This is a genomic window from Micromonospora polyrhachis (assembly GCF_014203835.1).
GTDB lineage: Bacteria > Actinomycetota > Actinomycetes > Mycobacteriales > Micromonosporaceae > Micromonospora_H > Micromonospora_H polyrhachis.
This window is the reverse complement of the sequence record NZ_JACHJW010000001.1, coordinates 2,103,941-2,126,046: the sequence shown is the minus strand read 5'-3', so window position 1 is coordinate 2,126,046 and position 22,106 is coordinate 2,103,941. Positions and strand designations below refer to the sequence as shown.

Here is a 22,106-nt window from a genome sequence, read left to right as displayed (position 1 = left end):
CACGCTGGCGACTGGCTAGACCCGCCAGGTCCACGCGTCGGCGACGCGGATGCCGGGGCCGAAGAGCGCGTTCAGGGTCTCGCGGAGCGGAGTCGCGTTGGGCTGCGACTCGGCCAGCACCATGCAGGAGGCGTCCCAGAAGGCGACGTCCCGAGCGGCTTGGTCGAGGTGTCCCCGGTCGATCACCGGCACCTGTCCGGTCTTGGCGACCTCGGCGAGCAGGGCCGAGGTCGGCTGCTTGTACGTACCCATCGAGGCTCGCCCCTGTGCCCCGTACGGCGCGATGAAGAAGCCCTCCGGCAGCCGGAACTCCGCGTTCGCGGCCGAGGCCCAACGCATCACGTCCGGTTCCTTCGGCGTCGGCAGAGGTACCGGCACCAGTACGCCGTCGCTGGGGACGCACTGCCGCCAGTGCCCGGCGGTGATGAACGTCGGTACGGGGGTGCGGGTGGTGGCGGGCAGTGGTGCCGGAGCGATGGGCAGCAGCGCGGCGATGATGGCGGTCGACACCAGGAGGCGACTCGGGCCGGTTTCGGTGCGGCTCGCCCGGTCCAGGGCCAGTACCAGCAGCGCGGCGATGAGTGGGATCAGCACCAACGCGAACCGCATCGGCAACGCGCCCTCGATCACCGGCTTGTTCCGCAGCAGTTCGTACGGTGCCCAGATCTCGGTCCGGACGCCGTCGAGCACCACGCGCGGCCCCAGCGAGAGCCAGGCGGCGAGCAGCCCGACCGGCACGATGGCGAGGACGAGTGGCTTCCGCCGCAGCCACCAGGTGCACCCGGCGACAACCAGGAGCAGGGGCAGACCGAGGAAGGTGTTGTATTCGGAGGGGCCGGTGCTCAGCCGGGCCGAATCGGGCAGGCCGCCGATGGACAGCGGCGAGATGACCGGATAGCTGGCCAGGTCGGCCGAGAAGTAGTCGGGGCTGAACACCCCGTTCGGCACGCTCTGCGGCCCGGCGAACTGCATCCACAGCGGGTACGCGAGAACTGCTGCGGCCAGGCCAGCGGCCGCCAGGAGGGCCAGGCTGAACCGGGGGAGTACCCGCCGGACGAATGCCGGTGCCACCACGGCGTACGCGATCGTCAACAGGGCGAGGGTGACGGCGGTGAGGAAGAGCACCTCCTCGCCGACGAAGAGTTGGATGCTCACCAGCGTGGCGAGGGCGATCGAGATGGCGACGAGGCGGCGGTTGGTCGCCCGACCGGGGGTGTGCCGGTGCGGGTCCGACAGTTGGACCATCCGGACGACGCACCAGACCAGCGCCGGGACCAGCCACTGGGCGGTGATGTGCGGATGGCTGTTGGACTGGGAGATCATGCCGGGGGCGAAGCCACAGAAGGCGGCGCCGATGGCCGCGGCGAGCCGGTGCGCGCCGAGCGTCCGGGTGTAGAGCAGGTACCAGCCGATCGAGGTGAAGGCCAGGTTGCCGGCGACCAGGAGGGCGAACGAGGTGCCGGTGCCGAGGGTCAGGGTGATCGGCGCGAGGATGAGACCAGGCACGATGATGGTGGCGTTCACCATCAGGTTGAACCCGTCGGGCGCGTTGAGCCGGTCACTGACCAGGCCGAAGTCCCCCAGTAGCAGCCGGGCGTCGTTGGCCAGGAACCACTCGATCAGGGTCTGGTCCTCGGGGTTGAGGGCGAGGGTGCGGTTGGTCGGGTCAGGCCACAGTCCGTGGGTCAGCCAGCCGGAGAACAAGATGAACAGCAGGCAGATCGCCAGGTCGGGGCGGTATCGACGAAACCAGACGGCCCAGCGGTTCCGCCTCGGCTCTGTGGCTTCGGCGGCATCGTCCGGTGCGGCCTGATCGAGGTCGGCCTCCTGCGCGGCGCGGGCTGTGCTCGTCACGACCCTGACCCTAGTGCCCGAAGGCGCGCCGGGGTGAGCCTCGTCTGCGCGGACCCGCTACGGTGACAGTCACCGGGGTGTGTATGTGTGCCCCGTAGCCTCCCGGCCCGGGTGGTGGAATGGCAGACACGGCCGCCTTAAAAGCGGCTGCCGAAAGGCGTGCGGGTTCGATCCCCGCCCCGGGCACATCCGCGACCCCGCCGCCAGCGATGGATCTCCAAAAGGCCGCGACGTCGGTTTACTCTTGACTGGCACGTCATCGTGCATCGACCCCCCAAGGGAGGCCTGACAGTGAAGACTTCCAACCCGGTGCTGGCCCGGCTCGGCCAGGCGGCCGAGCGCGAGCGGGCCGCCGGGTACGCCCATGGTGGCCCGCACGCCCAGCCGGGCTACGGCCAGCCCGGCCCGTACGGTCAGCCTGACGCGTACGGCCAGCCTGGCTATGCCCAGCCCGGCCAGCCGTACCCGGCGACGGGCTACCCGGCCGCGCCGCCCACCGTGCAGCCGATGTCGATCGACGACGTCGTCATCAAGACCGTGGCCCTGCTGGGCATCCTGGGTGTCTCGGCGGCGGCGGCCTGGGTGCTGGTGCCCGACGCGCTGCTTGGTCCGGCGTGGATCGGTGCCGCGGTCGTCGCCCTGGTGCTTGGTCTGATCATCTCCTTCTCCCGGATGGCCAACCCGGCGCTCGTCGTCACCTACGCGGTGGTCGAGGGTGTCTTCGTCGGCATGGTGAGCAAGGCATTCGAGTCGCTCTACAACGGCATCGTGCTGCAGGCGGTGATCGCCACCTTCGGTGTCTTCTTCGTGATGGCGATGATCTACAAGCTGCGGATCATCCGTGCCACGCCGAAGTTCGCCCGGGGCATGATCGCTGTGATGGCGGGCCTCTTCGGGGTCATGTTGATCAACCTGGTGCTGTCGCTGTTCGGCGTCGACACCGGTCTGCGTAGCGGTGGTGCGCTGGCGATCGGCTTCAGCCTGGTCTGCATCGTGGTCGCCTCGCTCAGCTTCGTCCTGAGCTTCCACGAGATCGAAGAGGGCGTACGCATGGGGCTGCCCCAGCGCTACTCCTGGACCGCTGCCTTCGGCATCCTGGTCAGCCTGGTCTGGCTCTACATCGAGATCCTGCGCCTGATCAGCTACTTCCAGGGCGACGACTGACCGTCGGGCCGTTGGATCGTTCATTGGCCCGTCCCCGATACCCGGGGGCGGGCCAGAGCCGTCTTCTGGGAAGGGTGGGTCTGAGCATTCCCGGGAAGCCCGAGCGGTTTGGCACCCGGTTCGGGCGTCGTCCGGTGCGTCGGAGGCTACGGTCGGCCGTTGATCCGGCTGGCCAATTCGCCTGATGGCGGCCCACCCAACCGGCTCGTCTCAGACCGATCGGCAGGGAAAATGTCCCGTTCGCCCGTAGAATTGGGCGCGATGAGCACTGACGAACTGAATCGGGCACTCGACCTGCTGGTCCGCCGGGTGGGCCACTGGGAGGGACCGCGTTGGGCGGGGGAGGCCGCCAGCGGCCTGGGCTCCCGGGCGGACGTGATGTACCGGCTCGTGCAACGGATCGCGGACTTCGCCGCCGATGTCGAGGACCACCCTCGCCGTCAGGTCCCGAGGCTGGAGAACTCCGCAGCCCTGGTCGACCAACTCCGGGTGGTCGTCAACGACCTGATCGGCTCGGGTGCCCCGACGTCGGTGCTGTCGGCCGCCGCCGCGGACGTCGCCGCCGTCAGCGACGAACTCTGACCGTCGGCTGTTCCGCCCCCCTGGGCCCCGGCAGCGGCAAACCCTGACTGCCCACCTGCTCGTCCCCCTGGCGCGGGATCAGTGCTGTCTGGCGACCGCCGCCGCGTGCACCACGGCGGGCAGCAGGGCGTGTGCCCAGACCCGGTATCCGTCGGCGGACGGGTGATAGCCGTCATGGCAGAGGGTCCCGGGGTCGGCCCGGAACACCGGACCGGTCTCACCGGCCAGGTCCACGACCGTGCCGCCGGTGGCGAGTACGGCTCGGGCCTGCGCGCGGGCGGTCCGTCGGCCGAGCCAACCGGCGACTTCGCGTAGTGGCTGTGCCAGTGCCCGCGCCGCACCGAGATCGGGGCAGGTGCCCACCACGACCTCCACCCCGGCGGCCCGGAGCCGGCGTACGGCGGCACCGAGATGGCTGGCGGCCTCCCCCGGCCAGCGCAGCGTGGTGGCGTCGTTGGCGCCGATCAGGATGACCGCCACGTGGGGACGCTCGCCGAGCAGGGAGCGGGCCACCTGGGTAGCCAAATCGGCGGAGCGGGAGCCGGAGACGCCGACGCTGGAGATCAGCACCCGACGGGTGTGACTTTCGGCCGGGCCGTCACCGCTGGTGAGGAGCTGGGCGAGCTGGCCACCGACCGTGTCGTCGACGTGTTCCACCCCGACGCCGAGCGCGGCCGAGTCACCGAGCAGCACCAGGCGCAGCGGGGGAGCGCTGGCCGAGCCGACCGTGGAACGCAGTGCGAGCCCCAGCTTCGGTTGGGCGTACCGCCGGTTGCGGGCCAGTAGCGCCTCACCGGCGAGTATGGCCGCGCCCCCGACCGTACCGGCCACGAGGGTCAGCAGGGTGGCCCGACCGATTCGGGCAGCAGCGCGCCTCATGCCTTCTCCTCCACTCTGGGGGAACCGGCCGCCTCGTCGGGGGCGGTGGGTGCGGGGTGGGCTGCGGCGCTGCCGGCCGGCTCGTCCGCCCTTGGCTGGCCGAACCAGGCCCGGCGGCGGCGAAGCTGGGCCCACCGGCCGGCCGGTCCGCGTTCGCGTCCACCGACTTCGGCCCCCCGGACCTCGGTGCCAGCGTGCCGGGCAGCCTCCTGTGCGGCGGCGGGCAGCGACCGTACGCCCTCGCCGACGGTGAGGGGGGCACGTGTTTCCTGGACCGAGCCGAGAGCGGCCAGCGCGGTGGGCAGCAGGGCGGCGACGGCGATCGCGTAGCCCTCGGCGGAGGGGTGGAAGTGGTCCCAGGCGAAGAGCCGGGTGGGCTCGGCGGCGAACCGGGGCCCGAGCAGGTCGCCCAGGGACACCGTCCAGCCGCCCGCCTCGACCACGGCCACCGTCTGCGCGGCGGCCAGCTGGCGGCTCCAGCGGCGGGCCAGCCAGCGCAGCGGGGGCTTGATCGGCTGGATTGCCCCGAGGTCGGGACAGGTGCCGACGACCACCTGGGCACCCGCCGCCCGGAGCTTGCGGACCGCATCGACGAGATAGCGTACGGCGACAGCGGGCGGGGTGCGGTTGGTGACGTCGTTGCCCCCGATCAGGATGACCGCGAGGTCCGGGCCGCATTCGAGGGCGGCCTCGACCTGTGGCGGGAGCCCGGCGGAGAGGCTGCCCACCACGGCGAACCGGCGCAGGCGGACCGGCCGGCCCAGGCGGCGGGAGATGCCGGTGGCGAGCAGTGCGCCCGGGGTCTCCCGGGTGCGGTGCACCCCGTAGCCGGCGGCGGACGAGTCGCCCAGCACCACCATGCTGATCGGCGGGCCGGGAAACTTCGCGCCGTAGACACCGTCGTTGCGTGGTGGCGGTGCCTCGGCCATCGGAATGACCCGTCGCGCCTGCCGGGCCTGACCGATCAGCAGGCCGGAGGCGGCGATCGCGGTCAACGCCGCCGCGCCCACACCCACGGCCGCCACCTGGGCAACCTGGCGGGTGCCCCGCCACGAGTGCGTCGCCCGTACCGCTGACTCGGCCTGACCCATCAAGCGTCCCCCTCGCCTGTCGAGATCACTCGGAGAATTCCGAGGTTATCGCGGCGGTACGACGGCCGCTGTCGCCGTCGGAGGTAGTCGACTGCCTAGAAAGTGACACCGATGGGTAAACAGTGATCAGGGTCGTCGATGCGCCGGTGAGTTTCCCTTGCCATCGGGTGCATCATGGCGAGAGGGAGGTCACGAGAGATGGCGAAGACACTGAAGCGGACGGCGGCTTTCGCGGCGCTGGGGCGGGCACTGACCTCCGGCGCGCGGGGTGGCCCGTCGCTGGGTAAGCGGATCAGCGCCCTGCCCCGCATGATCAAGGCCACCACCCGGGGTGAGTACGACGGCGGCCTACGGCTGGCCCTGATGGTGGCCGCCACGGCGTACATCGCCTCCCCGGTCGACCTGGTGCCGGAGATGTTCCTGGCGATCTTCGGGCTCGCCGACGACGCCCTGATGATCACCTGGCTGGCGGGCAGCGTCCTCGGCGAGACCGAGCGGTTCCTGGAGTGGGAGCGCCGTCGCGAGACGGTGATCCCTGGGCACGTGGTGCACTGACAGCACGTAGGCTGGCGCTGACCTGCGACCATCCGCCCGGCGGCGAGCCGTCGGCACCCTGAGAAGGGCACAACGAGGTGCACTATTACGAAAACGTCGTCGACCTGATCGGCAACACCCCGCTGGTCCGACTGCGTAACGTGACCGAGGGCATCTCGGCGACCGTGCTTGCCAAGGTCGAATACCTCAACCCGGGCGGGTCGGTCAAGGACCGGATCGCGACCCGGATGATCGAGGACGCGGAGCGGGCCGGGCTACTCAAGCCGGGCGGCACCATCGTCGAGCCGACCAGTGGCAACACCGGTGTCGGGCTGGCCCTGGTCGCCCAGCTGAAGGGCTACCGGTGCGTTTTCGTCTGCCCGGACAAGGTCAGCCAGGACAAGCAGGACGTGCTGCGGGCGTACGGGGCCGAGGTGGTGGTCTGCCCGACCGCCGTGGCCCCGGAGGATCCGCGCTCCTACTACAACGTCTCCGACCGGCTGGCCCGGGAGATCCCGGGGGCGTGGAAGCCCAACCAGTACTCGAACCCGGCCAACCCGCGCTCGCACTACGAGAGCACCGGGCCGGAGCTGTGGAAGCAGACCGAGGGGCGGATCACCCACTTCGTGGCCGGCGTGGGCACCGGCGGCACCATCTCCGGCATCGGCCGTTACCTGAAGGAAGCCTCCAACGGCGCGGTGAAGGTGATCGGCGCCGACCCGGAGGGGTCCGTCTACTCCGGCGGCACCGGGCGGCCGTACCTGGTCGAGGGGGTCGGTGAGGACTTCTGGCCGGAGACGTACGACCGGACCATCTGTGACGAGATCATCGAGGTCTCCGACAAGGACTCCTTCGAGCTGACCCGGCGGCTGGCCCGGGAGGAGGGGTTGCTGGTCGGCGGATCCTGCGGGATGGCCGTGGTGGCCGCCCTGGAGGTCGCCCGTCAGGCCGGCCCGGACGACGTGGTCGTGGTGCTGCTGCCCGACGGTGGCCGGGGCTACCTGTCGAAGATCTTCAACGACGAGTGGATGGCCCGGTACGGCTTCATGCAGACCGGGGGCACCGAGGCGACCGTGGCCGAGGCGTTGGCCAGCAAGCCGGGTGGGATTCCGGAACTGGTGCACGTGCACCCGACCGAGACGGTCCGCGACGCGATCGACTACATGCGCGAGTACGGCGTCTCGCAGCTGCCGGTGCTCAAGGCCGAGCCGCCGGTGGTGACCGGCGAGGTGGCCGGCTCGATCGCCGAACGGGACCTGCTCGACGCGCTCTTCACCGGCCAGGCCCACCTGCACGACACGATCGAGCGGCACATGGCGGAGCCGCTGCCGATGATCGGCGGCGGGCAGCCGGTCAGCGAGGCGGTCAACCTGCTGGAGAAGTCGGACGCCGCCCTGGTGCTGGTCGACGGCAAGCCCAAGGGCGTACTGACCCGGCAGGACCTACTGGCCCACCTGGGTGCCCGCTGACGTAGGCGACGCGCTCACGGCGACGCTCGCAGGACGCGCTCACGGCGACGCGAGCAGGCAGAACATCGGCGCAGCCCGGGGATCATCCGTAGGACGGGGTCTCCGGGCTGTGCCGTTGCGCCGGAAGGCAGATCTCCGGTAGGACGAACCAGCGCAGCTCCTCGAAGGTGGCCGACACCGACGCCCCGGCGTCCCCATCGGCACAGTCCCGCCCGTCGCGCCGCTTGAACAGCTCCCTGGCATACGACAGGTAGCCCGCCAGCGCCTCCTCACCCACCTGGTCGTAGCGGCGGGACCCGGCCGGTCCGGTCCCGGTGTGGCTCAGCCCGTCGAGGCGCAGCGCCGGTTCGCTCGGTGCGTTCCGGTGCCGCCACAGCCCGGTCTCCGGGGTGAACCAGTAGTCGGGCAGCAGCTTCCAGCCGTGTGTGGCGACCAGGTCCACCGCGTCGATCAGGAACCGGCCCACCGTGTCGCTGAAGAAGTAGTTGAAGCCGAGCCGTACCCAGCCGGGTTTGATCCCGGCGCAGCCGGCGACGATCTCCTGTTCGAACCGGTGCGACCGGTCCAGGTCGATATCGAGCAGCCGGTGGCCGTATGGCCCGGCACACGAGCACCCGCCCCGAGCCTGGATGCCGAACAGGTCGTCGAGCAGGGCCACCACGAAGTTGTGGTGCAGGTAGCGGCCATCCGGGCGGCGTACCACAAAGGACACGATGGGTAGCCGGTCGATGTGCGGGTTGCCGAGGATCCCGATCGCCGGGTTGCCACTCCACGCGGTGATCGCCGTACGCCGGAAGCGTTCCTCCCGGATCCGGATCAGCTCGGTGCCGACCGCCTGCTTGAGCTGGAACACCAGGCCGGCGCGGATCGACTCCACGATGGCCGGGGTGCCCCCCTCCTCGCGGTGCGCCGGATCGCGCAGGTATCGGTGTTCCACGGCGTTGACATAGTCCACCGTGCCGCCGCCGGGCACCGACGGGACCGGGTTGCGCAGCAGTTCCCGGCGTACGGCGAGCACACCGGGGGTGCCCGGCCCACCGACGAACTTGTGTGGGGAGAGGAAGACCGCGTCCTTGTGGCCGAGCGGGATATCGGCCCCGGCCATGTCGATGTCCACGTACGGGCCGGCGGCGGCGTAGTCCCAGAACGCCAGCGCCCCGTGTCGGTGCAGCAGCTGACAGATCGGGCCGGTGTCGGTCAGGATGCCGGTGACGTTGGAGGCGGCCGAGAAGGAACCGATCTTTACCGGCCGGTGCTGATGGCGGCGGAGTTCCACCTCCAGACAGCCGATGTCGATGTGGCCGTCGGCATCCTCCGGAATCACCACCACCTCGGCGGTCGACTCGCGCCACGGCAGTTCGTTGGAATGGTGTTCGAACGGTCCGATGAAGACCACGGGCCGGGCGTCGGCAGCGGACCGAGCGGCAGGATCGGGCCGGTCGGTGGCCGCTTCCGGGTACTGCTGCGGCCCGGAGTGCAGACCGAGGATCCGGATCAGTTTGTCGATGCCGCCGGTGGCGCCGGAACCGGTGAAGATGACGACGGTCTGGTCGTCGCCGCCGATGGCCGTACGGATCAGCTCACGGGCCTCCTCCCGGAGCCGGGTGGTCCGCCGGCCGGTGCTGGAGGACTCGGTGTGGGTGTTGGCGTAGTGCGGCAGCACCTCGTCGCGGATGAAGTCCTCGATGAACGACAACGCCCGGCCGGAGGCGGTGTAGTCGGCGTAGGTGATCCGACGCGGACCGTACGGCCCGGAGAGGACGCGGTCGTCGCCAATGACGGCCTCGCGGATCCGCCGTAACAGCGGTGGCACTGTCACCGTTTCCCCAACCATCCCCTATTATGTGATGCGAATCACTTTCATGGCTGTGGCAGATCTCGGACATAGCGCAGCTGGCGGGTCAGCGCGGGGCCGACGTCGCCTTGCCGCTCGGCTCCGTCGACGATCCAGCCGCCCCGCTCGTAGAACCGTCGAGCATGCTTGTTGTCGGCCAGCACCCACAGGGTCGCCCGGTGCCAGCCCCGCTGGCGCATCTGTTCCAGTGCGTCGACCATCAGCACCCGGCCGACGCCCCGACCCTGCTCAGCGGGGTCGAGATGGATGGCGCACAGCTCGCCGATGGTGGGCAACTCGGGATTCGGCCCGAGGTAGGTGAAGCCGACCAGCCGGCCGTCCCGTTCGGCGAGGGTCATCGTGTGGGTGTCCCGCTCGTACGGCCAGCGCTCCACCCACCAGCGGCCCATGCTGTCGGCGGAGATCGCGGTCAGCGCGTTGGCGGGCACGATGTCCCGGTATGCCGAAAGTCGGGAACGGTAGTGCAACTCCCCGACGGACATCAGGTCGCCGGCCTGCGCCGGGCGGAGGGTGATGCTCACCCCCCAACGGTAGTAGCGTGCCGACATGGCGACCTGGGAGACCCTGCGTGAGCTGGCCTCGGCGCTGCCGGAGGTCCAGCATTCGACGTCCTACGGCACACCGGCCTGCAAGGTGCGGGGCAAGGTGTTCGCCCGGCTGCTGGAGGACGGTGAACAGGTCGCCATCTTCACCCGCGAACGGGAGGCGCTGCTCGCGACGGACCCGGTGACCTTCACCGTTCCGGCGCACTACGTCAACTACCCGATGGTGGTGCTCCAACTGTCGAGAGTGGACGATGACGAGCTGCGGGAACTGCTCGTCGAGTCGTGGCGGATCAGGGCGCCGAAGCCGTTGTCGGAGTCCCTGTGGGGGTGACCCGGGGCGGGACCGGCACCCGGACCAGGTCCTCGGCCACCACCAGTTCACCGGTGAACTCTTCCCGCGCCTCGGCCGCGAACCGCGCCGCATCGGGGTAGCGCTGCGAGAAGTGGGTGAGCACGAGGCGACGTACCCCGGACTCGGTCGCCACCCGCGCGGCCTGCGCCGCGGTCAGATGGCCGACCTCGGCGGCCAGGGTGGCGTCCTCGGCCAGGAAGGTCGACTCGATCACCAGCAGGTCGGCCCCCTCGGCCAGGGCGAACACACCATCGCAGAGGCCGGTGTCCATCACGAAGGCGAAGCGCTGACCGGGTCGCGGTTCGCTCACCGCGGCCAGCGGGACGCGGCGCTCGCCGACGTCGACGTGACCGTCGCGGAGCAGGTCGCCGATGGCCGGGCCGGTGATGCCGTACGCGGCCAGCCGGTCGGCCAGCATCCGTCGGCCGTCCGGCTCCACCAGTCGATACCCGTACGTCTCGGTCGAGTGCCAGAGCCGCCGCGCCTCCAGGGTGCCGGCGTGGGTCTCGACCTGCTGCCCGTCCCGGGTGATCGGTTCGGGCCGGACCTCGGCGGTCTCGTAGAAGACGCTGGCGTGCCGCAGGCGTTCGAAGTAGTCCACCCCCTCGGCCGGGAAGTGGGCCGCCACCGGGTGCGGTACCCGGTCCAGTGAGAGTCGTTGGATCACCCCCGGCAGGCCGAGACAGTGGTCGCCGTGGAAGTGGGTGATGCAGATCCGGGTCAGCATGGTGGCGGAGAGACCGGCGAGTCGCATCTGCCGCTGGGTGCCCTCGCCGGGATCGAACATGATCCCCTCGTCGTCCCAGAGCAGGACGTAACCGTTCTGGTTACGGCGTCGGGTCGGCACCTGGCTGGCCGTACCCAGCACCACGAGTTCGCGCCGTGACACGGGCCACCCTCCGCTGCTGTCCCACCCGCACAATAGGCGACCCCCGGGGCTTCACGCTGTCGCGTGGACCGGCTGGACTGGGCCGGCACCCCGGGGGTCGGATGGCTGTCGTGGATTCGCCGCACCGCTGCCACACGGTCTCGGCGGTATTCACGCCCACCCCATGGCGGAACGGGCGCGGAAACTGTCAAGGACAGCGGCTAGCGGACAGCCACCTCACGAGTCCCATTGCGATACAAAGTAGGACCACCTCCCTTCCCGTGTACGGCCAAACTATCCACCGCTCACCGGCGTTGCCAGTGATTTACCTCCACCGGTTCACCCTCCGGTACGCGCCACGCCGACCGGGCAGGTCATGCCGGTCGGGCCGTGGGTGCAGTAGCCGTCCGGGTTCTTGAAATATGACGGGCCATGCACTACTGTGGAGTCATGATCACCGCTCGCCCCGCCGCCTACGTGCGGCAGTCGTCCGCCCGCGCGAACAAGTCCGAGGCGTCCCCGGCAACGCAGCGCACCGCCACCACAGAGCGCGCCAACCACGACCACCCCGGCGCAACCGTCCGCATGTTTGAGGACATCGACCGATCCGGGTATCAGGTCGGCGTAGTCCGTGAGGCGTACGACCAGATGGTGGCGGCGATCAAGGCCGGCGAAATCACGCACTTGTATGTCTTCTACGTCTCCCGCCTCACCCGCCAAGATCCGCGTATCGCCCTTGCCGAATGGCTGCCGCTGCTCGCCGGTGGCCTAACCATTGTCAGCATCACCGAAGGCACATTCGGCCCGGATAACACGATGGATCTAATCCACCTTCTGCTGCGAATGGACGCCGCCCACAACGAGTCAAAGAACAAGTCCGCCGCAATCAAAGCCGCAAAGGCCCTCGCGCACGCCGCCGGGGGACACCTCGGAAACCCGCCGTTCGGATTCCGCACCGTCGAGCGCATGGCGCAGACCCCCGCAGGCGAGCCGGTCGCCATTCGCGCTCTGGTCATCGAGCCGACCGAGGCCCGCGCGCTGCGGGTGGCCGCCCGCGCCGTGCTGTTCGGTCACGCCGTGCACGCCGTGGCCCGCTACTTCGACCGCCGGGGCATCCGTACGCGCGGCGCAACGGTCGGCCGCTCTCGCGCGTCGGGTGCCTGGTCGGACCGGAACCTAAACAAGCGGCTGCGAGACCCCCGCATCGCTGGCCTGCCGGCCGTCGCCATCCTCGATGATCGGGACAACATCACCGGCTACCGCACCGCGTACGACCTGGAAGACGCCCGCGTGTTGCCGCCGCCGGCCGAGCCGATCATCACCACCGAGGAGTTCTGGCGTCTGCAAGCCATCCTGACCGGCCGCGACCGGCCGGCGATCCAGTCGGCCGACGAGCCGGCCCTACTGTCCGGGCTGGGCATCCTGTGGTGCGAGTGCGGGTACCGGATGAAGGCGCGTCGGTTCGTCGCAAACGCCACCCTGGCGAATCGCGACGCTTACATGTGCACCGCCCCGGCGGGCCGGCACTCTAACACCATCAGCTTGACCGCGCTCGATGGCTGGGTCCGCATGCGAATCGACCGCCTGCTCAACTCCATCGATCCGGCCGACGAGGACCAGACCACCGCGTCGATCCTGGCCGAGGCGACCCGCCGCTACGGGGCCGCGACCGCGACGCCGGAGACCGCCGTGCAGCGTGCCGCAGTGGCCGCCGAGCTGGCCGACGCATCTGCCGCCCTCGATCAGCAGTCCGAGGCCCTGGGTACCGCCTCGGGTGCCGCCGCCGCAGCGCTTACCCGCGCCGTCACGGTGACCGGTGCGCGCGTCGATGCCCTTACCGCCCGGCTGGCCGAGCTGGACGAGCAGGCCACCGCCAAGCTGCCGCTTGACCTCTGGACATCGAGCGCGTATGGCGACGAGCGGACATGGTGGGACGCCGCCACGGTGGGGGAGCGCCGCGACTTCGTGACCCTGTTCGTTGACCGGATCACGGTCCGCCGAGCGACCCGCAAGGGTGGCCGCCCGACCAAGGCCGACCCATGGGGCACCGTGAACGCCCGCGTAACGCTGTATTGGGCCGGCACTGCATAGGTCGCGCACGCCCCGTCCCGCCCGGTGTCAACAAGTGGCCCGCTACGTGCCCCGTAGCGGGCCACTGTGCGTCCGCCGTCCCGATGCCCCCGGACAGCCCGCACGGCCGGCAGCGTGGCGTACAGCCCGCTTCCGATGCCATCCCGCCGCAGCCCCCGCCCGCTGGTCGGCAGCGCCGCCGAGGGGGTGCCGACGCGGGTGCGCCATCCGGGGGGTAATGGAGTTCCGACTCTCGTTGCTTCCTCGCCCGCTTTCCTTCCCCATTCAATCTGTTCTATTTCCTCCCCCTTATAACCCTCTACTATAACTAACTGTAGTTACTTATAATGCTCTCTGTAGTCCCTGGGCATCCCCTGCTGCGCCCGCGCCCGGTGATGGGTGCGTTATCAGGGGGTAAGTGACGGCAGGGTGCCGACACTCGCCGGTCCCGGGTGCGCCATCCGGGGGGTAATTCTTGGGCCGCCCCGCTGCGCCCGCGTCCGACCCCCGCCGCCCTTACATCGCTGAGGACTTACCACCTGGCAGGTAGTCGGGCCGCCCCCGCTGCGCCCGCACCCGTCAAGATCGGGTTTCCCCCCTTGTAGGACGTATTCGGTGACAACAGAGGTGGTCCGCCGCTGGTTTCCCCCCGATGGGGACATACAGAGTGCGAGACAAGTGTGGCCCGCCGGCCCGCCCCAGCCATCCGCCCGGCAGCGCCGCAAGCCTCTGAACAGGGCGTTTTACCTCTGTGGGACGTACTTAGTACAAGCCCCCCGCACGACCACCGCCCGAGACGGGCGGACCCCGCGCACCGCGACGACCGGCAACCCGTCCGCGCGCACCCCGACCCGCCCGGTCATGAGTGAGCCGATCTTGGTTGCCGCCAGGAGATCGGCCCACCCATGTCCGGGCGGCTTGGCCGTCTACCACTGCCCAGAGTGGAGGAACTATGACCGCCCCGACGATCACCCGCCGCACCACCGCGACCCGGCCCCGGCCACTGACTGACGAAGCCACCACCGCGTTCCGCGCGACCGTGGCCGACTACCTGGCGCACCGCGCCGCCCGCCTGTCCCGATAGGGCAGCCCCCCGCACCGCGTGTATGCGACACACACGGCGCGGCCAGCAACACCGAAAAGCCAACGCCCCGGGCGTTGTGGGAGGTCGCATCTCCCACAACGACCGGGGCGTTTTTCGTTGCCCTGCAACCGATTGGAGGTGACCCCGTGGACGCATACCGATACGGCGACGAGATGACGCCGGCCGCCCGCTCCGCAGCCTGGGCCATCGAGACCTGGCTAACCGACCTGGAAACGTTCCGCTGGCTGATCGGCCGGTTCACGGAAGGCCCGGCGCTGTTCGAGGCGTACCTCTCCACCCTGGAAACGCTCGACTACGACGCTGACCCGGTGCTGATGACCGGTGCCCCCGGTGGCATGTTCGCCGACACGCAGATGATCGGCGCTCGCGTGGCCGTCAAGCGCGGCCCGGCCGTTGGCGAGATCATGCCCGCCGGCCGCAAGACGTTCGCCGCCGCCGCCCGCGAATACCTCATGAGCGCCGTAGTCCACGGGAAGCGCGGATGGATGGGCGTGCATCTCTGGCGGGGTGCCCCGATCTACACCGACCGCACCCGCCGCGAGCGCCTGATCATGCGCCACCGCACGTACACCCGGCCCGGCGATCGTCCGCTGTGGGAGCGGCTGTGATGCGGCAGCTCATGCACACGCTCGCCCGCCTGGCCGCTGCGTGCCTGGCACCGTCGCCGCTCGGCCGCCTGACGCCGCAGACCTGGACGGCCCCCGGTGAGCGCCGCTCTACACCCGTTTGGAGTCTCCCCGATGCCTAACCCGCTGACCGCCATTCACGTCTCGCCCGAGCGCCGGCACGAGCTGTTGATGGCGTCCAACTTCCGCTGTGAGGCCAACGGATGCGGCCACCGGGCCGCCTACGTAGCGATCCTGTCGACCGGTGAGATCGGCACCGCGTGCGGAGTCTGCGCGACCCCGCCCTGTGCCCCGCTCGGGGTGGCCGGATGAGCAACCGTGACCGCCGCCGGGCCGCCGAGTTCGCCGCCCTGATGGCCGCCCGCGACGCCCGCGCCGCCCACCCCCGCAACGTCCGCCACGCCGCCCGCAACCGCGACGAGTGGCAGCGCCACCGCGCGCACGTCTCGCTGTGGCCGGTCCCCGGCTGCCTCGTCTGTGAAGAGGCCGCCCGCGACCACGACCCGTTCGCCAACTGATCCACCCCGCCGCCGGTCGGTCACCGGCTACCCCTCGCTCGGAAACGCGGAGACGCCCGAGCAACGGAAGAGTTCCCCCGTGTCTAGCGTCCAGTTCCCCAACCTCGACACCGCCGTCACGCAGACCAGCCACGGCACCGAGCACCTCGCCAAGCCTGGCCGCCGCGCGCCGCACCTGCCGCCGTTCGTTGACGAGATCGCCGCCGAGGTGCCCGAGGTGGCCGCCGCGCTCGACAAGCTGACCGCCGCCGTTGAGGCCCTGGAGGCGTCCGCCGACAAGATGGACGACCTGGCCGACGAGTACGCCGACGACAAGGCCGAGGTGAAGGCCGCCGCGCTGGCCGGCAAGGTGAGGCAGCCCAAGCCGGATGTGTTCTGGGAGGCCCGCCGCGATGAGATCATCGCCGCGCACCGCGCCCTGATGCCGCCGGCTGTGAACGCGCAGTTTGCGCTGGTCGAGGTGGTTACGCCGTACGTCGAGGAGCGCAAGGAGCGCGACCGGGACGAGATCCGCAAGATGGCAGACCGGCTGGCCGTGCTGATCCCCCGGTCGACCAAGTACAACGCGCACACCAACGTCGTTGACGGCTTCCGGCGTCTGGGCAGCGTGGATGACCTCCTGCGCGCGCTGCGCGTGATTGCGAGTGGTTCCTGATGAACCAGCGATACGACGCCGCCGGCCACCCGATGACCGACGCTGAGGCCGCCGCCTGGGATGCCGAGGTGGCCGCAACCGCCGCCGCCATCCGGGCCGAGCAGGAGGCCGCCGAGGACATCCGCCGGATGGCCCGTCAGATCCGAGGCTATGAGAGCGGAACGCCCGACCACATCGCAGAGATCGTCAAGCAGATTCGGGGGCCGCTCTGATGAGCAAGCAAAGCCACGACATCGGTTGGAAGAAGGCCAACCGCGAGGGTGCGCCGACCCGAGGCCGCGCCGCCGCCGAGCGACGCAAGGCAGCCAAGGCCGCTCGTGCGGCTGTCCTGCTGGCCCGGATGGAGACAGCGACGCTGTCCGCCGAGTGGGACGAAGAGTTCCACGTCCGCGAGCGTGCCCGCGCCGCTGGCGTCCTGGTGGCCGAGGAGCCGCAGCCGGCCCCCGAGCCTGGGCCGCAGTCGGTAACCCCCACGCGGGCGTGCCGCCACTGCGGCGAGCCGTTCCCGGTGCAGGGGGAGGGCCGGTGGCGCTACTGCTCCAACGCCTGCCGCGCCGCCGACCGCCCGAGTGCGCCGCCCGCGCAGGGGTCGATGCGTGACCGCCCGCATCGGACCCTGCTGGGCAGCAAGTGAACAACCCGGCCCCCGCCATTCCGACCCTCTGGGGAGGTGAACGCGATAAATCTGGATTACGCCATGGCGAATTTCTTCTATGCCGTGGAGAGGTCCGGCCGGTCCCGCACCGTCCGCCGGGCCGGCATGACCGACGAGGAGTATTACCGTGCCGAAGTAGCGGCAGGCACGCCGGAGGAATTGGCCCGGCGACTTGCCGGCCTGCCCCCGATTGAGCAGGGTAGCGACGAGAATGCGTGAGTAATGTGGTTGGTGTGTGTGCCTTGTTGATTACCAGCAAGGCACACACGCCGATACGCCTTTGCCCACGCTGTCGACGCCGCACCGTTCTTGCAGGCGAGTTAATGTGTGCTGCTTGCTGGCATGAAATGTAGTTGAGCTAATTAGCTAATAGTAAACGTGCAAGCGAACGCATCACATCGTTCCTTTATGGAATTGCGCGTGTGCGTTCGCCGCGCTGCGCGAGCAGTCGCGCAGGGGCGGGGGCCGCCTTCCCCCCGCCCCCACCGAAGCCCTCCCGGTAGGCATGGCTCGTCACTGTGAGCCCGAATCCGTTCGGCATTTCCAGAAACCCAATAACCATTCCATAGAAGGGAAATGGCATGATTGCGAATATCGGTGGCGGCTCAAAACCAGGCCACATCGACCCCGCGACCGCTACCCGACTCGCCCAACTCGCCGGCCGCCGCGCCCGGTTGACAATGCGCCACATCACCGGTGCCGGTCAACAATGGCGTCGAATTGGGCAGTGGCCGAGCGACACTGCGCACGTTTTTACCCTCGACATGAAGGTGCTAACAAGCACCGCGGTCGCTATGGAATGGGGCATGGAACGTGCCGAGATTGGTAGCCATAGAGACATTGGCCACATGGCAATTCGACCGCACCGCCTTATTATGCCGGGCCGTCCTCCCATTTATGGCGACGATCCGGAGAAGTTGGCCGCCATTGCCGAGCGCGAACTACGCGACGAATTGGCCGTCCGTTCGGTCGCCTGGCACGCTACGTACAGCGCCGATTCTGTGGCTCGCGCTGTCGAGATCCACCGCGCCAACCGGCGGAAGGCCCTCACGTGACCACTAGGAAGTGTCCGCAGTGCGGCACCGACCGCCCGCTGTCGGCGTTCGGCCGCGACCGGCGCACCCTCGACGGCTTCCGCCGGCTGTGCCGGCCGTGCCGCAACGAAAACCGCCGGCTGCACGCCCGCGTACGCAAGGCCATGAGCCGCCGGGACCGCGCCGCATGAGTCGCCCGGACGATCCCGCCCACGAGATCGGCCCAGCCCGATTGACCGGTCGAGTGACCGCCGGGCTGGCCTGGGTCCCGGAGACTTACACCGCTGGCATGCGCGTGCGAGGGCGGCGCGGTCGACCCTGACGACGCCGGGCACTATGCATTCTGCCGCGTGCCGAGGCCGGACCACGGCCGGTCTGCTAGGTCCGGCGGACCATGCACTCATCTGGCCGATGTGCGTACGTCGGATGTCCGCTGGCAGTCATTGACGCGCATGTCATAGGCTCGCAGGAGCGGAGCACCAGTCAGCTGGGAAGTTCATGTGCACGTGCTCGACAACCCCGACGGTCTGTCAACGAGGGCTCAGGTGTTCCTGTGCCGCGCCGGGACCCGGCAGCCGGAGCAGCCTCGACTGCTGACCGACTTTATGCAAGTGCCAGACCGGTCGGGACGGCTGATTGCGGCACCTCTTGAGTTGACCGTTAGGCGGGAAGACTTCGCCGCCCGCTTCGGCGGTTTGCGCTACGACGTTCGCCGCAGCGTCCGCATTGGCGACGAGCGCCTCGACACCCTGCGCCGCTGGCAATTCGACTTGCTCGACATGGTTCGGGCGGAGCGCACGGGGTGGTCATTCGCGTGGTACGGCGAGCGCGTGTCGTCACCCGTGTTCTACCTCGCGCACACTGACGGCCGATTCGGGGTGAGCTCGGGCGGTCCCTTCCTGGAGGTCTGTCCCTCGATCAATCACCTGATTGAGGGACACGCGCTGATGGACGAGCTTTACGACTGGGAGCCTGTGCCGCCCAGCTCGCTGGAGGCGTGGGTCCCCAACGACATGACCAATGCACACCTTGGCGAGCTCCTCGCCGCACTGCCGCCCGTCCCGGAGGCATCGGGGCCGTGTGATCGATGGTGGCGCTCCGACGAGCTCGCTATCCGTCTGTTCCAGGGATGGACCGGTAGTCAACCACGCCCCACCGGCGTCATGATCTGGAGCCGGAACGGCCAGATTTGATGAGCAGGCGACAGCACTCGGTGGATTTGGCAGCGGACTGCCGCCAACCTCGTCCGCTCATAGCCGCCGACCGCGTGTCACGCAGCGTCACAGTCGGTCGGTCAAGACGGTGCTCGGTCTTGCCGATGTGAGTGCTTCGGCAGAGGGTATCCCTACCGACGGTCGGCCAAGACCACCGCAGTACCGAATCCCATACACCAGGCCAAGGACGTCGCTTCCTCGAGCGCACCTCCGAGGGCCTCGGCCTCGGGGAATCGTCGGGCGCGTTGGGCGAGGTAGGCCGACAGTTGGGTGCTGAACGAGGGTGTGGCCTCGTCGACGAGATCAACGAGGGCGAACAGGTACATCCGGTTGAGGTCGGATAAGACCCCGTCGCTGGTCAGTCGATCGCTAGGGAAGGAACCAAGGAGCAATTGGCCGAACGCGTAGCCACACTCCGCTGCATCTCGCTCGGCATGAAGGGCTGGCTCCGGTGCCCCGTCTGCAGCCTCCGAGGCGATGAAGGCGGCGATCGCCGCACGGGGAACCGCCTCGGTGACCTGCGGTTCACCAACCTCGTTGAGACAACCCACCGGGTCTGAATCGTCAGACCGAAGACGTTCGAGCACATCGGGGCCCAGGACAGCATCCGGCGGCAGCAAGTCCGTGCGGTCTTCGTAGTTCACTGATGGATTATCGCGTCAGGTCGCCAGGAAGCGCACTCTCATGGCGCTGACCGCGCGCTTGACGAATCCGTCCCAGCACATGCACGACAGTCGGCCTTGGTTACTCGGTTGTCCTGGTTACAGTCGGTGACATCTGAGTGCCTGCGGGCGCACTCAAACTCAGGCAGAGAACGAACCAATGCCGCCAAGACGCCATGCACGAGGGGAAGACCGCCCAGCTCGCTGATCCCGACCCATGCAATGTCGTCATGCTCGTCAGGTGCACGGTTGGTCGGAGAGCCGACCCAGTCTCCAATTTCCCAGACGCCCACGTGAACGGCGTCCTCACCACTGCCGTCGTGCATGACGCCCAACCGTGAAGCGGACTCCGCCACAATGTGAACACCGAGCTCCTCGTGCATCTCACGCGCGAGGGCTTGTAGTTCCGACTCACCCGCTTCGACCTGCCCCCCGGGCAGATCCCAGACATCTGGGTATACCCGTTTGGTCGGCCTGCGGTGTACTAGCAGGACCGCGCCGTTTTCCACGAGTGCGCCTGTGACGACGACATGCATGACGGGATTAGAGCACAGGGATAGGACAAGCTCGCTCCAGCCAAAGGGGGAACACCCAGACGTCCGGATCTGCCGCGATGCGCGCTCATGGCGGAGTTGAGCGCGCTACCCAGTCGGCCTGGCCGCCTCGCTCGTCGTGATGGCTCGCCCCGTTCGGCCCCCGCTAGATGATTGAGTCCTAAATTCTTGCTGGTCAATGGTCGTATGCGATGAGTGATCTTGGGTTGGGTGCGCCGATGTTGGTGTTGTGCCAGATCACGGCGGCCAGGGCGAGTAGGCGTTGACCGACGCGGGCGAACAGGCCGTCGTGTCGGCGGGCTCCGTGTCGTTCCAGGGAGAGTTGGCCTTTCAGGCTCTGGAAGATCGACTCGATCCATTGGCGGGCGCGGAGCAGGGCTTTCTCGGCCGGGGTGCGTGGGGCGTCGGCTGTGGCGTTGGCGCGTTTCGGGCGGACCAGGTGGATGCTGCGCAGGTCGCAGAACTGGTCGAACTCCGGGCTGGCGAAGCCACGGTCGGCCAGGATGACCTGCCCGTCGGCGATTAGGTGGTGGTCGGCCTCGATGAGGGCGGCCATCACCTCCCGTTCGTCGAGTTTCGGGTTGGCCAGGCACCACAGCACGGGCATGCCCTCGGCTGTGGCCAGTAGATACAGGCGCATGCCCCAGAAGTAGCGGGAGTGTGAGGCGCTGTAGCCGTAGCTGGCATGCCCGGCCAGGTCCGAACGTTTCGTGGTCTCCCGTGAGGTGCCGCACGGTACCGGGGTGGAGTCGATCAACCTGAGGATCGGGGCACTGGTCGGGGTGACATGGGCCAGGGCCCGGAGCACGGTGGCGATGAGCTGACCGCTGCCGCGGACCCGTTTGCCGTAGCCGGACGCGGTCGGCAGGTACGGGAACATGTCGCGCAGGTGGGTGCCGGCCCAGCGGATCCAGTGCCGTTCACGAGGGAAGTCGAACAGGACCTGGGTGATCATCAGGCAGACCAGTTCGGCGTCGGACAACTGCTGGGGCCGGCCGGGACGGCGGCGACGCGGTACCAGGTGATCGTCTACGAACACGTACAGTGCGGTCAGAAGGGTGTTGATGTCAGCTGTCACGAGCAGACAACGACACCCTTCCCTATTTCAGTACGCCAGCACCTCCCACCAGCAAAGATTTAGGACTCAATCATCTAGCGACCGGCACGGCCGAGACGCGAGGGTGACGGTCGTAGACCACGGCAGGCGACCGGCGTACCCATGTGCGCAGTTGGCGGGTATTAAGGAAGCCCCCGTCGCCTCCGCACATGGGGTCACGAACAGCTCCAATGACCTGCGGACCAGGAGAGAACGAGATCATGAGCACCGCCGTCACGAGGCCCGGCCGCCGCGACACTGCCGAGCCGACACAGGACTCCGCCGCCCTCGCGCTGTACCTTCTCCTGCCCGCTTGACCACAGACACACGAAACCCCCGGCACCTACATGGGTACCGGGGGTTTCGTCGTTTCAGGCCCGCTGGCACCTCGACGCGTGCAGCTCGATCGCCTCGGCCAGTTCGGAGAGCGCCGTACATCGCTCTGCCGCGACCGCCTCGCCGCACTCGCCGCACTCCACCCGCCCGACCCACAACGGCCACCGCCACCCGTTGATGTCGACCGGCACTCGTAGCGGTTTCTCTTCGGACAGCATCGGCACCCCTCCAGAAACGGAACGGGACGCCCCGCCGCTTGCCAGGCGACGGGACGCCCCTCGTGCGTGCAGCGACCCGCGCCGCCGTCACGGCTACCGCTGATCGCGCCTCCACCTGGCAATCTAGTGCCAGCAATGCGATCAGGGCAAGCAGTGCCAGGGGTGTAAGT

General features: G+C 69.0%; 27 protein-coding genes and 1 tRNA gene. 18 read left to right on the top strand and 10 right to left on the bottom strand.

Going from position 1 to position 22,106, the window contains the following annotated elements:
• Positions 1 to 15: 15 nt before the first annotated feature.
• Positions 16 to 1,854, bottom strand: coding sequence for a hypothetical protein (locus FHR38_RS08770; RefSeq protein WP_184534209.1), 1,839 nt, complete (start codon positions 1,852 to 1,854; stop codon positions 16 to 18).
• Positions 1,855 to 1,959: 105 nt separating this feature from the next.
• Here FHR38_RS08770 and FHR38_RS08765 point away from each other — a divergent pair.
• From FHR38_RS08765 to FHR38_RS08755, 3 genes are all read left to right on the top strand, one after another.
• Positions 1,960 to 2,040: transfer RNA gene (locus FHR38_RS08765), tRNA-Leu, on the top strand.
• A 105-nt stretch (positions 2,041 to 2,145) separates the two neighbouring features.
• Positions 2,146 to 3,018 carry a Bax inhibitor-1/YccA family protein gene (locus FHR38_RS08760; RefSeq protein WP_184534208.1) on the top strand — a complete coding sequence of 291 codons (873 nt, stop codon included), beginning with the start codon at positions 2,146 to 2,148 and terminating at the stop codon, positions 3,016 to 3,018.
• 261 nt (positions 3,019 to 3,279) lie between these two features.
• A complete protein-coding gene (locus FHR38_RS08755) occupies positions 3,280 to 3,600 on the top strand; it encodes a hypothetical protein (protein WP_184534207.1) in 321 nt (106 codons plus the stop codon).
• A gap of 78 nt (positions 3,601 to 3,678) precedes the next feature.
• Here FHR38_RS08755 and FHR38_RS08750 read toward each other — a convergent pair whose 3' ends face one another.
• Together FHR38_RS08750 and FHR38_RS08745 are read right to left on the bottom strand one after the other, a co-directional pair.
• Positions 3,679 to 4,479: an SGNH/GDSL hydrolase family protein gene (locus tag FHR38_RS08750; RefSeq protein ID WP_184534206.1), complete on the bottom strand. Its 801-nt coding sequence runs from the start codon at positions 4,477 to 4,479 to the stop codon at positions 3,679 to 3,681.
• Positions 4,476 to 5,570 (bottom strand): SGNH/GDSL hydrolase family protein, encoded by a 1,095-nt coding sequence (locus FHR38_RS08745; protein ID WP_184534205.1) that lies wholly within the window; start codon positions 5,568 to 5,570, stop codon positions 4,476 to 4,478. The genes FHR38_RS08750 and FHR38_RS08745 overlap by 4 nt, the downstream gene beginning before the upstream one ends.
• Before the next feature lie 198 nt (positions 5,571 to 5,768).
• Here FHR38_RS08745 and FHR38_RS08740 point away from each other — a divergent pair, with 198 nt between their 5' ends.
• Together FHR38_RS08740 and FHR38_RS08735 are read left to right on the top strand one after the other, a co-directional pair.
• Positions 5,769 to 6,125 (top strand): YkvA family protein, encoded by a 357-nt coding sequence (locus FHR38_RS08740; protein ID WP_184534204.1) that lies wholly within the window; start codon positions 5,769 to 5,771, stop codon positions 6,123 to 6,125.
• Positions 6,126 to 6,202: 77 nt separating this feature from the next.
• Positions 6,203 to 7,573, top strand: a complete 1,371-nt coding sequence (locus FHR38_RS08735; protein WP_184534203.1) for a cystathionine beta-synthase — start codon at positions 6,203 to 6,205, stop codon at positions 7,571 to 7,573.
• Between the two features lie 82 nt (positions 7,574 to 7,655).
• On the opposite strand, the gene FHR38_RS08730 is transcribed toward FHR38_RS08735, so the two are convergent.
• Together FHR38_RS08730 and FHR38_RS08725 are read right to left on the bottom strand one after the other, a co-directional pair.
• On the bottom strand, positions 7,656 to 9,392 hold the full coding sequence (locus FHR38_RS08730) for an aminotransferase class V-fold PLP-dependent enzyme (RefSeq protein ID WP_312881977.1): 1,737 nt from the start codon (positions 9,390 to 9,392) through the stop codon (positions 7,656 to 7,658).
• A gap of 41 nt (positions 9,393 to 9,433) precedes the next feature.
• Complete coding sequence (locus tag FHR38_RS08725) at positions 9,434 to 9,949, bottom strand: GNAT family N-acetyltransferase (RefSeq protein WP_184534201.1); 516 nt, start codon at positions 9,947 to 9,949, stop codon at positions 9,434 to 9,436.
• Between the two features lie 25 nt (positions 9,950 to 9,974).
• Between FHR38_RS08725 and FHR38_RS08720 the strand changes: the two genes are divergently transcribed.
• Positions 9,975 to 10,304 (top strand): MmcQ/YjbR family DNA-binding protein, encoded by a 330-nt coding sequence (locus tag FHR38_RS08720; RefSeq protein WP_184534200.1) that lies wholly within the window; start codon positions 9,975 to 9,977, stop codon positions 10,302 to 10,304.
• Here FHR38_RS08720 and FHR38_RS08715 read toward each other — a convergent pair.
• The gene (locus tag FHR38_RS08715) at positions 10,264 to 11,214 is read right to left on the bottom strand and encodes a ribonuclease Z (RefSeq protein WP_184534199.1); all 951 of its coding nucleotides are present in this window, start codon (positions 11,212 to 11,214) and stop codon (positions 10,264 to 10,266) included. The two genes, FHR38_RS08720 and FHR38_RS08715, sit on opposite strands and share 41 nt — an antisense overlap.
• 429 nt (positions 11,215 to 11,643) lie before the next feature.
• Here FHR38_RS08715 and FHR38_RS08710 point away from each other — a divergent pair, with 429 nt between their 5' ends.
• The 12 genes from FHR38_RS08710 (at position 11,644) to FHR38_RS08660 (ending at position 19,049) form a co-directional block, all read left to right on the top strand.
• Entirely contained in the window at positions 11,644 to 13,284 is a 1,641-nt protein-coding gene (locus tag FHR38_RS08710) for a recombinase family protein (protein WP_184534198.1), read from the top strand.
• A 931-nt stretch (positions 13,285 to 14,215) separates the two neighbouring features.
• Positions 14,216 to 14,347, top strand: a complete 132-nt coding sequence (locus FHR38_RS32815; protein ID WP_281384838.1) for a hypothetical protein — start codon at positions 14,216 to 14,218, stop codon at positions 14,345 to 14,347.
• A 146-nt stretch (positions 14,348 to 14,493) separates the two neighbouring features.
• Positions 14,494 to 14,976, top strand: coding sequence for a hypothetical protein (locus FHR38_RS08705; protein WP_184534197.1), 483 nt, complete (start codon positions 14,494 to 14,496; stop codon positions 14,974 to 14,976).
• Between the two features lie 132 nt (positions 14,977 to 15,108).
• Positions 15,109 to 15,306, top strand: coding sequence for a hypothetical protein (locus tag FHR38_RS08700; protein WP_184534196.1), 198 nt, complete (start codon positions 15,109 to 15,111; stop codon positions 15,304 to 15,306).
• On the top strand, positions 15,303 to 15,512 hold the full coding sequence (locus FHR38_RS08695) for a hypothetical protein (protein WP_067307613.1): 210 nt from the start codon (positions 15,303 to 15,305) through the stop codon (positions 15,510 to 15,512). The genes FHR38_RS08700 and FHR38_RS08695 overlap by 4 nt, the downstream gene beginning before the upstream one ends.
• 79 nt (positions 15,513 to 15,591) lie before the next feature.
• Positions 15,592 to 16,167 carry a hypothetical protein gene (locus FHR38_RS08690; protein WP_184534195.1) on the top strand — a complete coding sequence of 192 codons (576 nt, stop codon included), beginning with the start codon at positions 15,592 to 15,594 and terminating at the stop codon, positions 16,165 to 16,167.
• Positions 16,167 to 16,379, top strand: coding sequence for a hypothetical protein (locus tag FHR38_RS08685; protein ID WP_184534194.1), 213 nt, complete (start codon positions 16,167 to 16,169; stop codon positions 16,377 to 16,379). The genes FHR38_RS08690 and FHR38_RS08685 overlap by 1 nt, the downstream gene beginning before the upstream one ends.
• Positions 16,379 to 16,801: a hypothetical protein gene (locus tag FHR38_RS08680; RefSeq protein WP_184534193.1), complete on the top strand. Its 423-nt coding sequence runs from the start codon at positions 16,379 to 16,381 to the stop codon at positions 16,799 to 16,801. The genes FHR38_RS08685 and FHR38_RS08680 overlap by 1 nt, the downstream gene beginning before the upstream one ends.
• A gap of 36 nt (positions 16,802 to 16,837) precedes the next feature.
• Positions 16,838 to 17,041 carry a hypothetical protein gene (locus FHR38_RS08675; protein WP_184534192.1) on the top strand — a complete coding sequence of 68 codons (204 nt, stop codon included), beginning with the start codon at positions 16,838 to 16,840 and terminating at the stop codon, positions 17,039 to 17,041.
• A gap of 362 nt (positions 17,042 to 17,403) precedes the next feature.
• Positions 17,404 to 17,877 (top strand): hypothetical protein, encoded by a 474-nt coding sequence (locus FHR38_RS08670; protein ID WP_184534191.1) that lies wholly within the window; start codon positions 17,404 to 17,406, stop codon positions 17,875 to 17,877.
• Positions 17,874 to 18,047, top strand: coding sequence for a hypothetical protein (locus FHR38_RS08665; protein ID WP_184534190.1), 174 nt, complete (start codon positions 17,874 to 17,876; stop codon positions 18,045 to 18,047). The genes FHR38_RS08670 and FHR38_RS08665 overlap by 4 nt, the downstream gene beginning before the upstream one ends.
• 309 nt (positions 18,048 to 18,356) lie before the next feature.
• Positions 18,357 to 19,049, top strand: a complete 693-nt coding sequence (locus FHR38_RS08660; RefSeq protein WP_184534189.1) for a hypothetical protein — start codon at positions 18,357 to 18,359, stop codon at positions 19,047 to 19,049.
• Between the two features lie 152 nt (positions 19,050 to 19,201).
• Here FHR38_RS08660 and FHR38_RS08655 read toward each other — a convergent pair whose 3' ends face one another.
• The 4 genes from FHR38_RS08655 to FHR38_RS08640 all read right to left on the bottom strand — a co-directional run bounded on the left by FHR38_RS08655 (position 19,202) and on the right by FHR38_RS08640 (position 21,936).
• Entirely contained in the window at positions 19,202 to 19,714 is a 513-nt protein-coding gene (locus FHR38_RS08655; RefSeq protein WP_184534188.1) for a hypothetical protein, read from the bottom strand.
• A 38-nt stretch (positions 19,715 to 19,752) separates the two neighbouring features.
• Positions 19,753 to 20,268 carry an NUDIX domain-containing protein gene (locus FHR38_RS08650; protein ID WP_184534187.1) on the bottom strand — a complete coding sequence of 172 codons (516 nt, stop codon included), beginning with the start codon at positions 20,266 to 20,268 and terminating at the stop codon, positions 19,753 to 19,755.
• Positions 20,269 to 20,461: 193 nt separating this feature from the next.
• Complete coding sequence (locus FHR38_RS08645) at positions 20,462 to 21,364, bottom strand: IS982 family transposase (RefSeq protein ID WP_184534186.1); 903 nt, start codon at positions 21,362 to 21,364, stop codon at positions 20,462 to 20,464.
• Between the two features lie 389 nt (positions 21,365 to 21,753).
• The gene (locus tag FHR38_RS08640; protein ID WP_184534185.1) at positions 21,754 to 21,936 is read right to left on the bottom strand and encodes a hypothetical protein; all 183 of its coding nucleotides are present in this window, start codon (positions 21,934 to 21,936) and stop codon (positions 21,754 to 21,756) included.
• Positions 21,937 to 22,106: the final 170 nt, after the last annotated feature.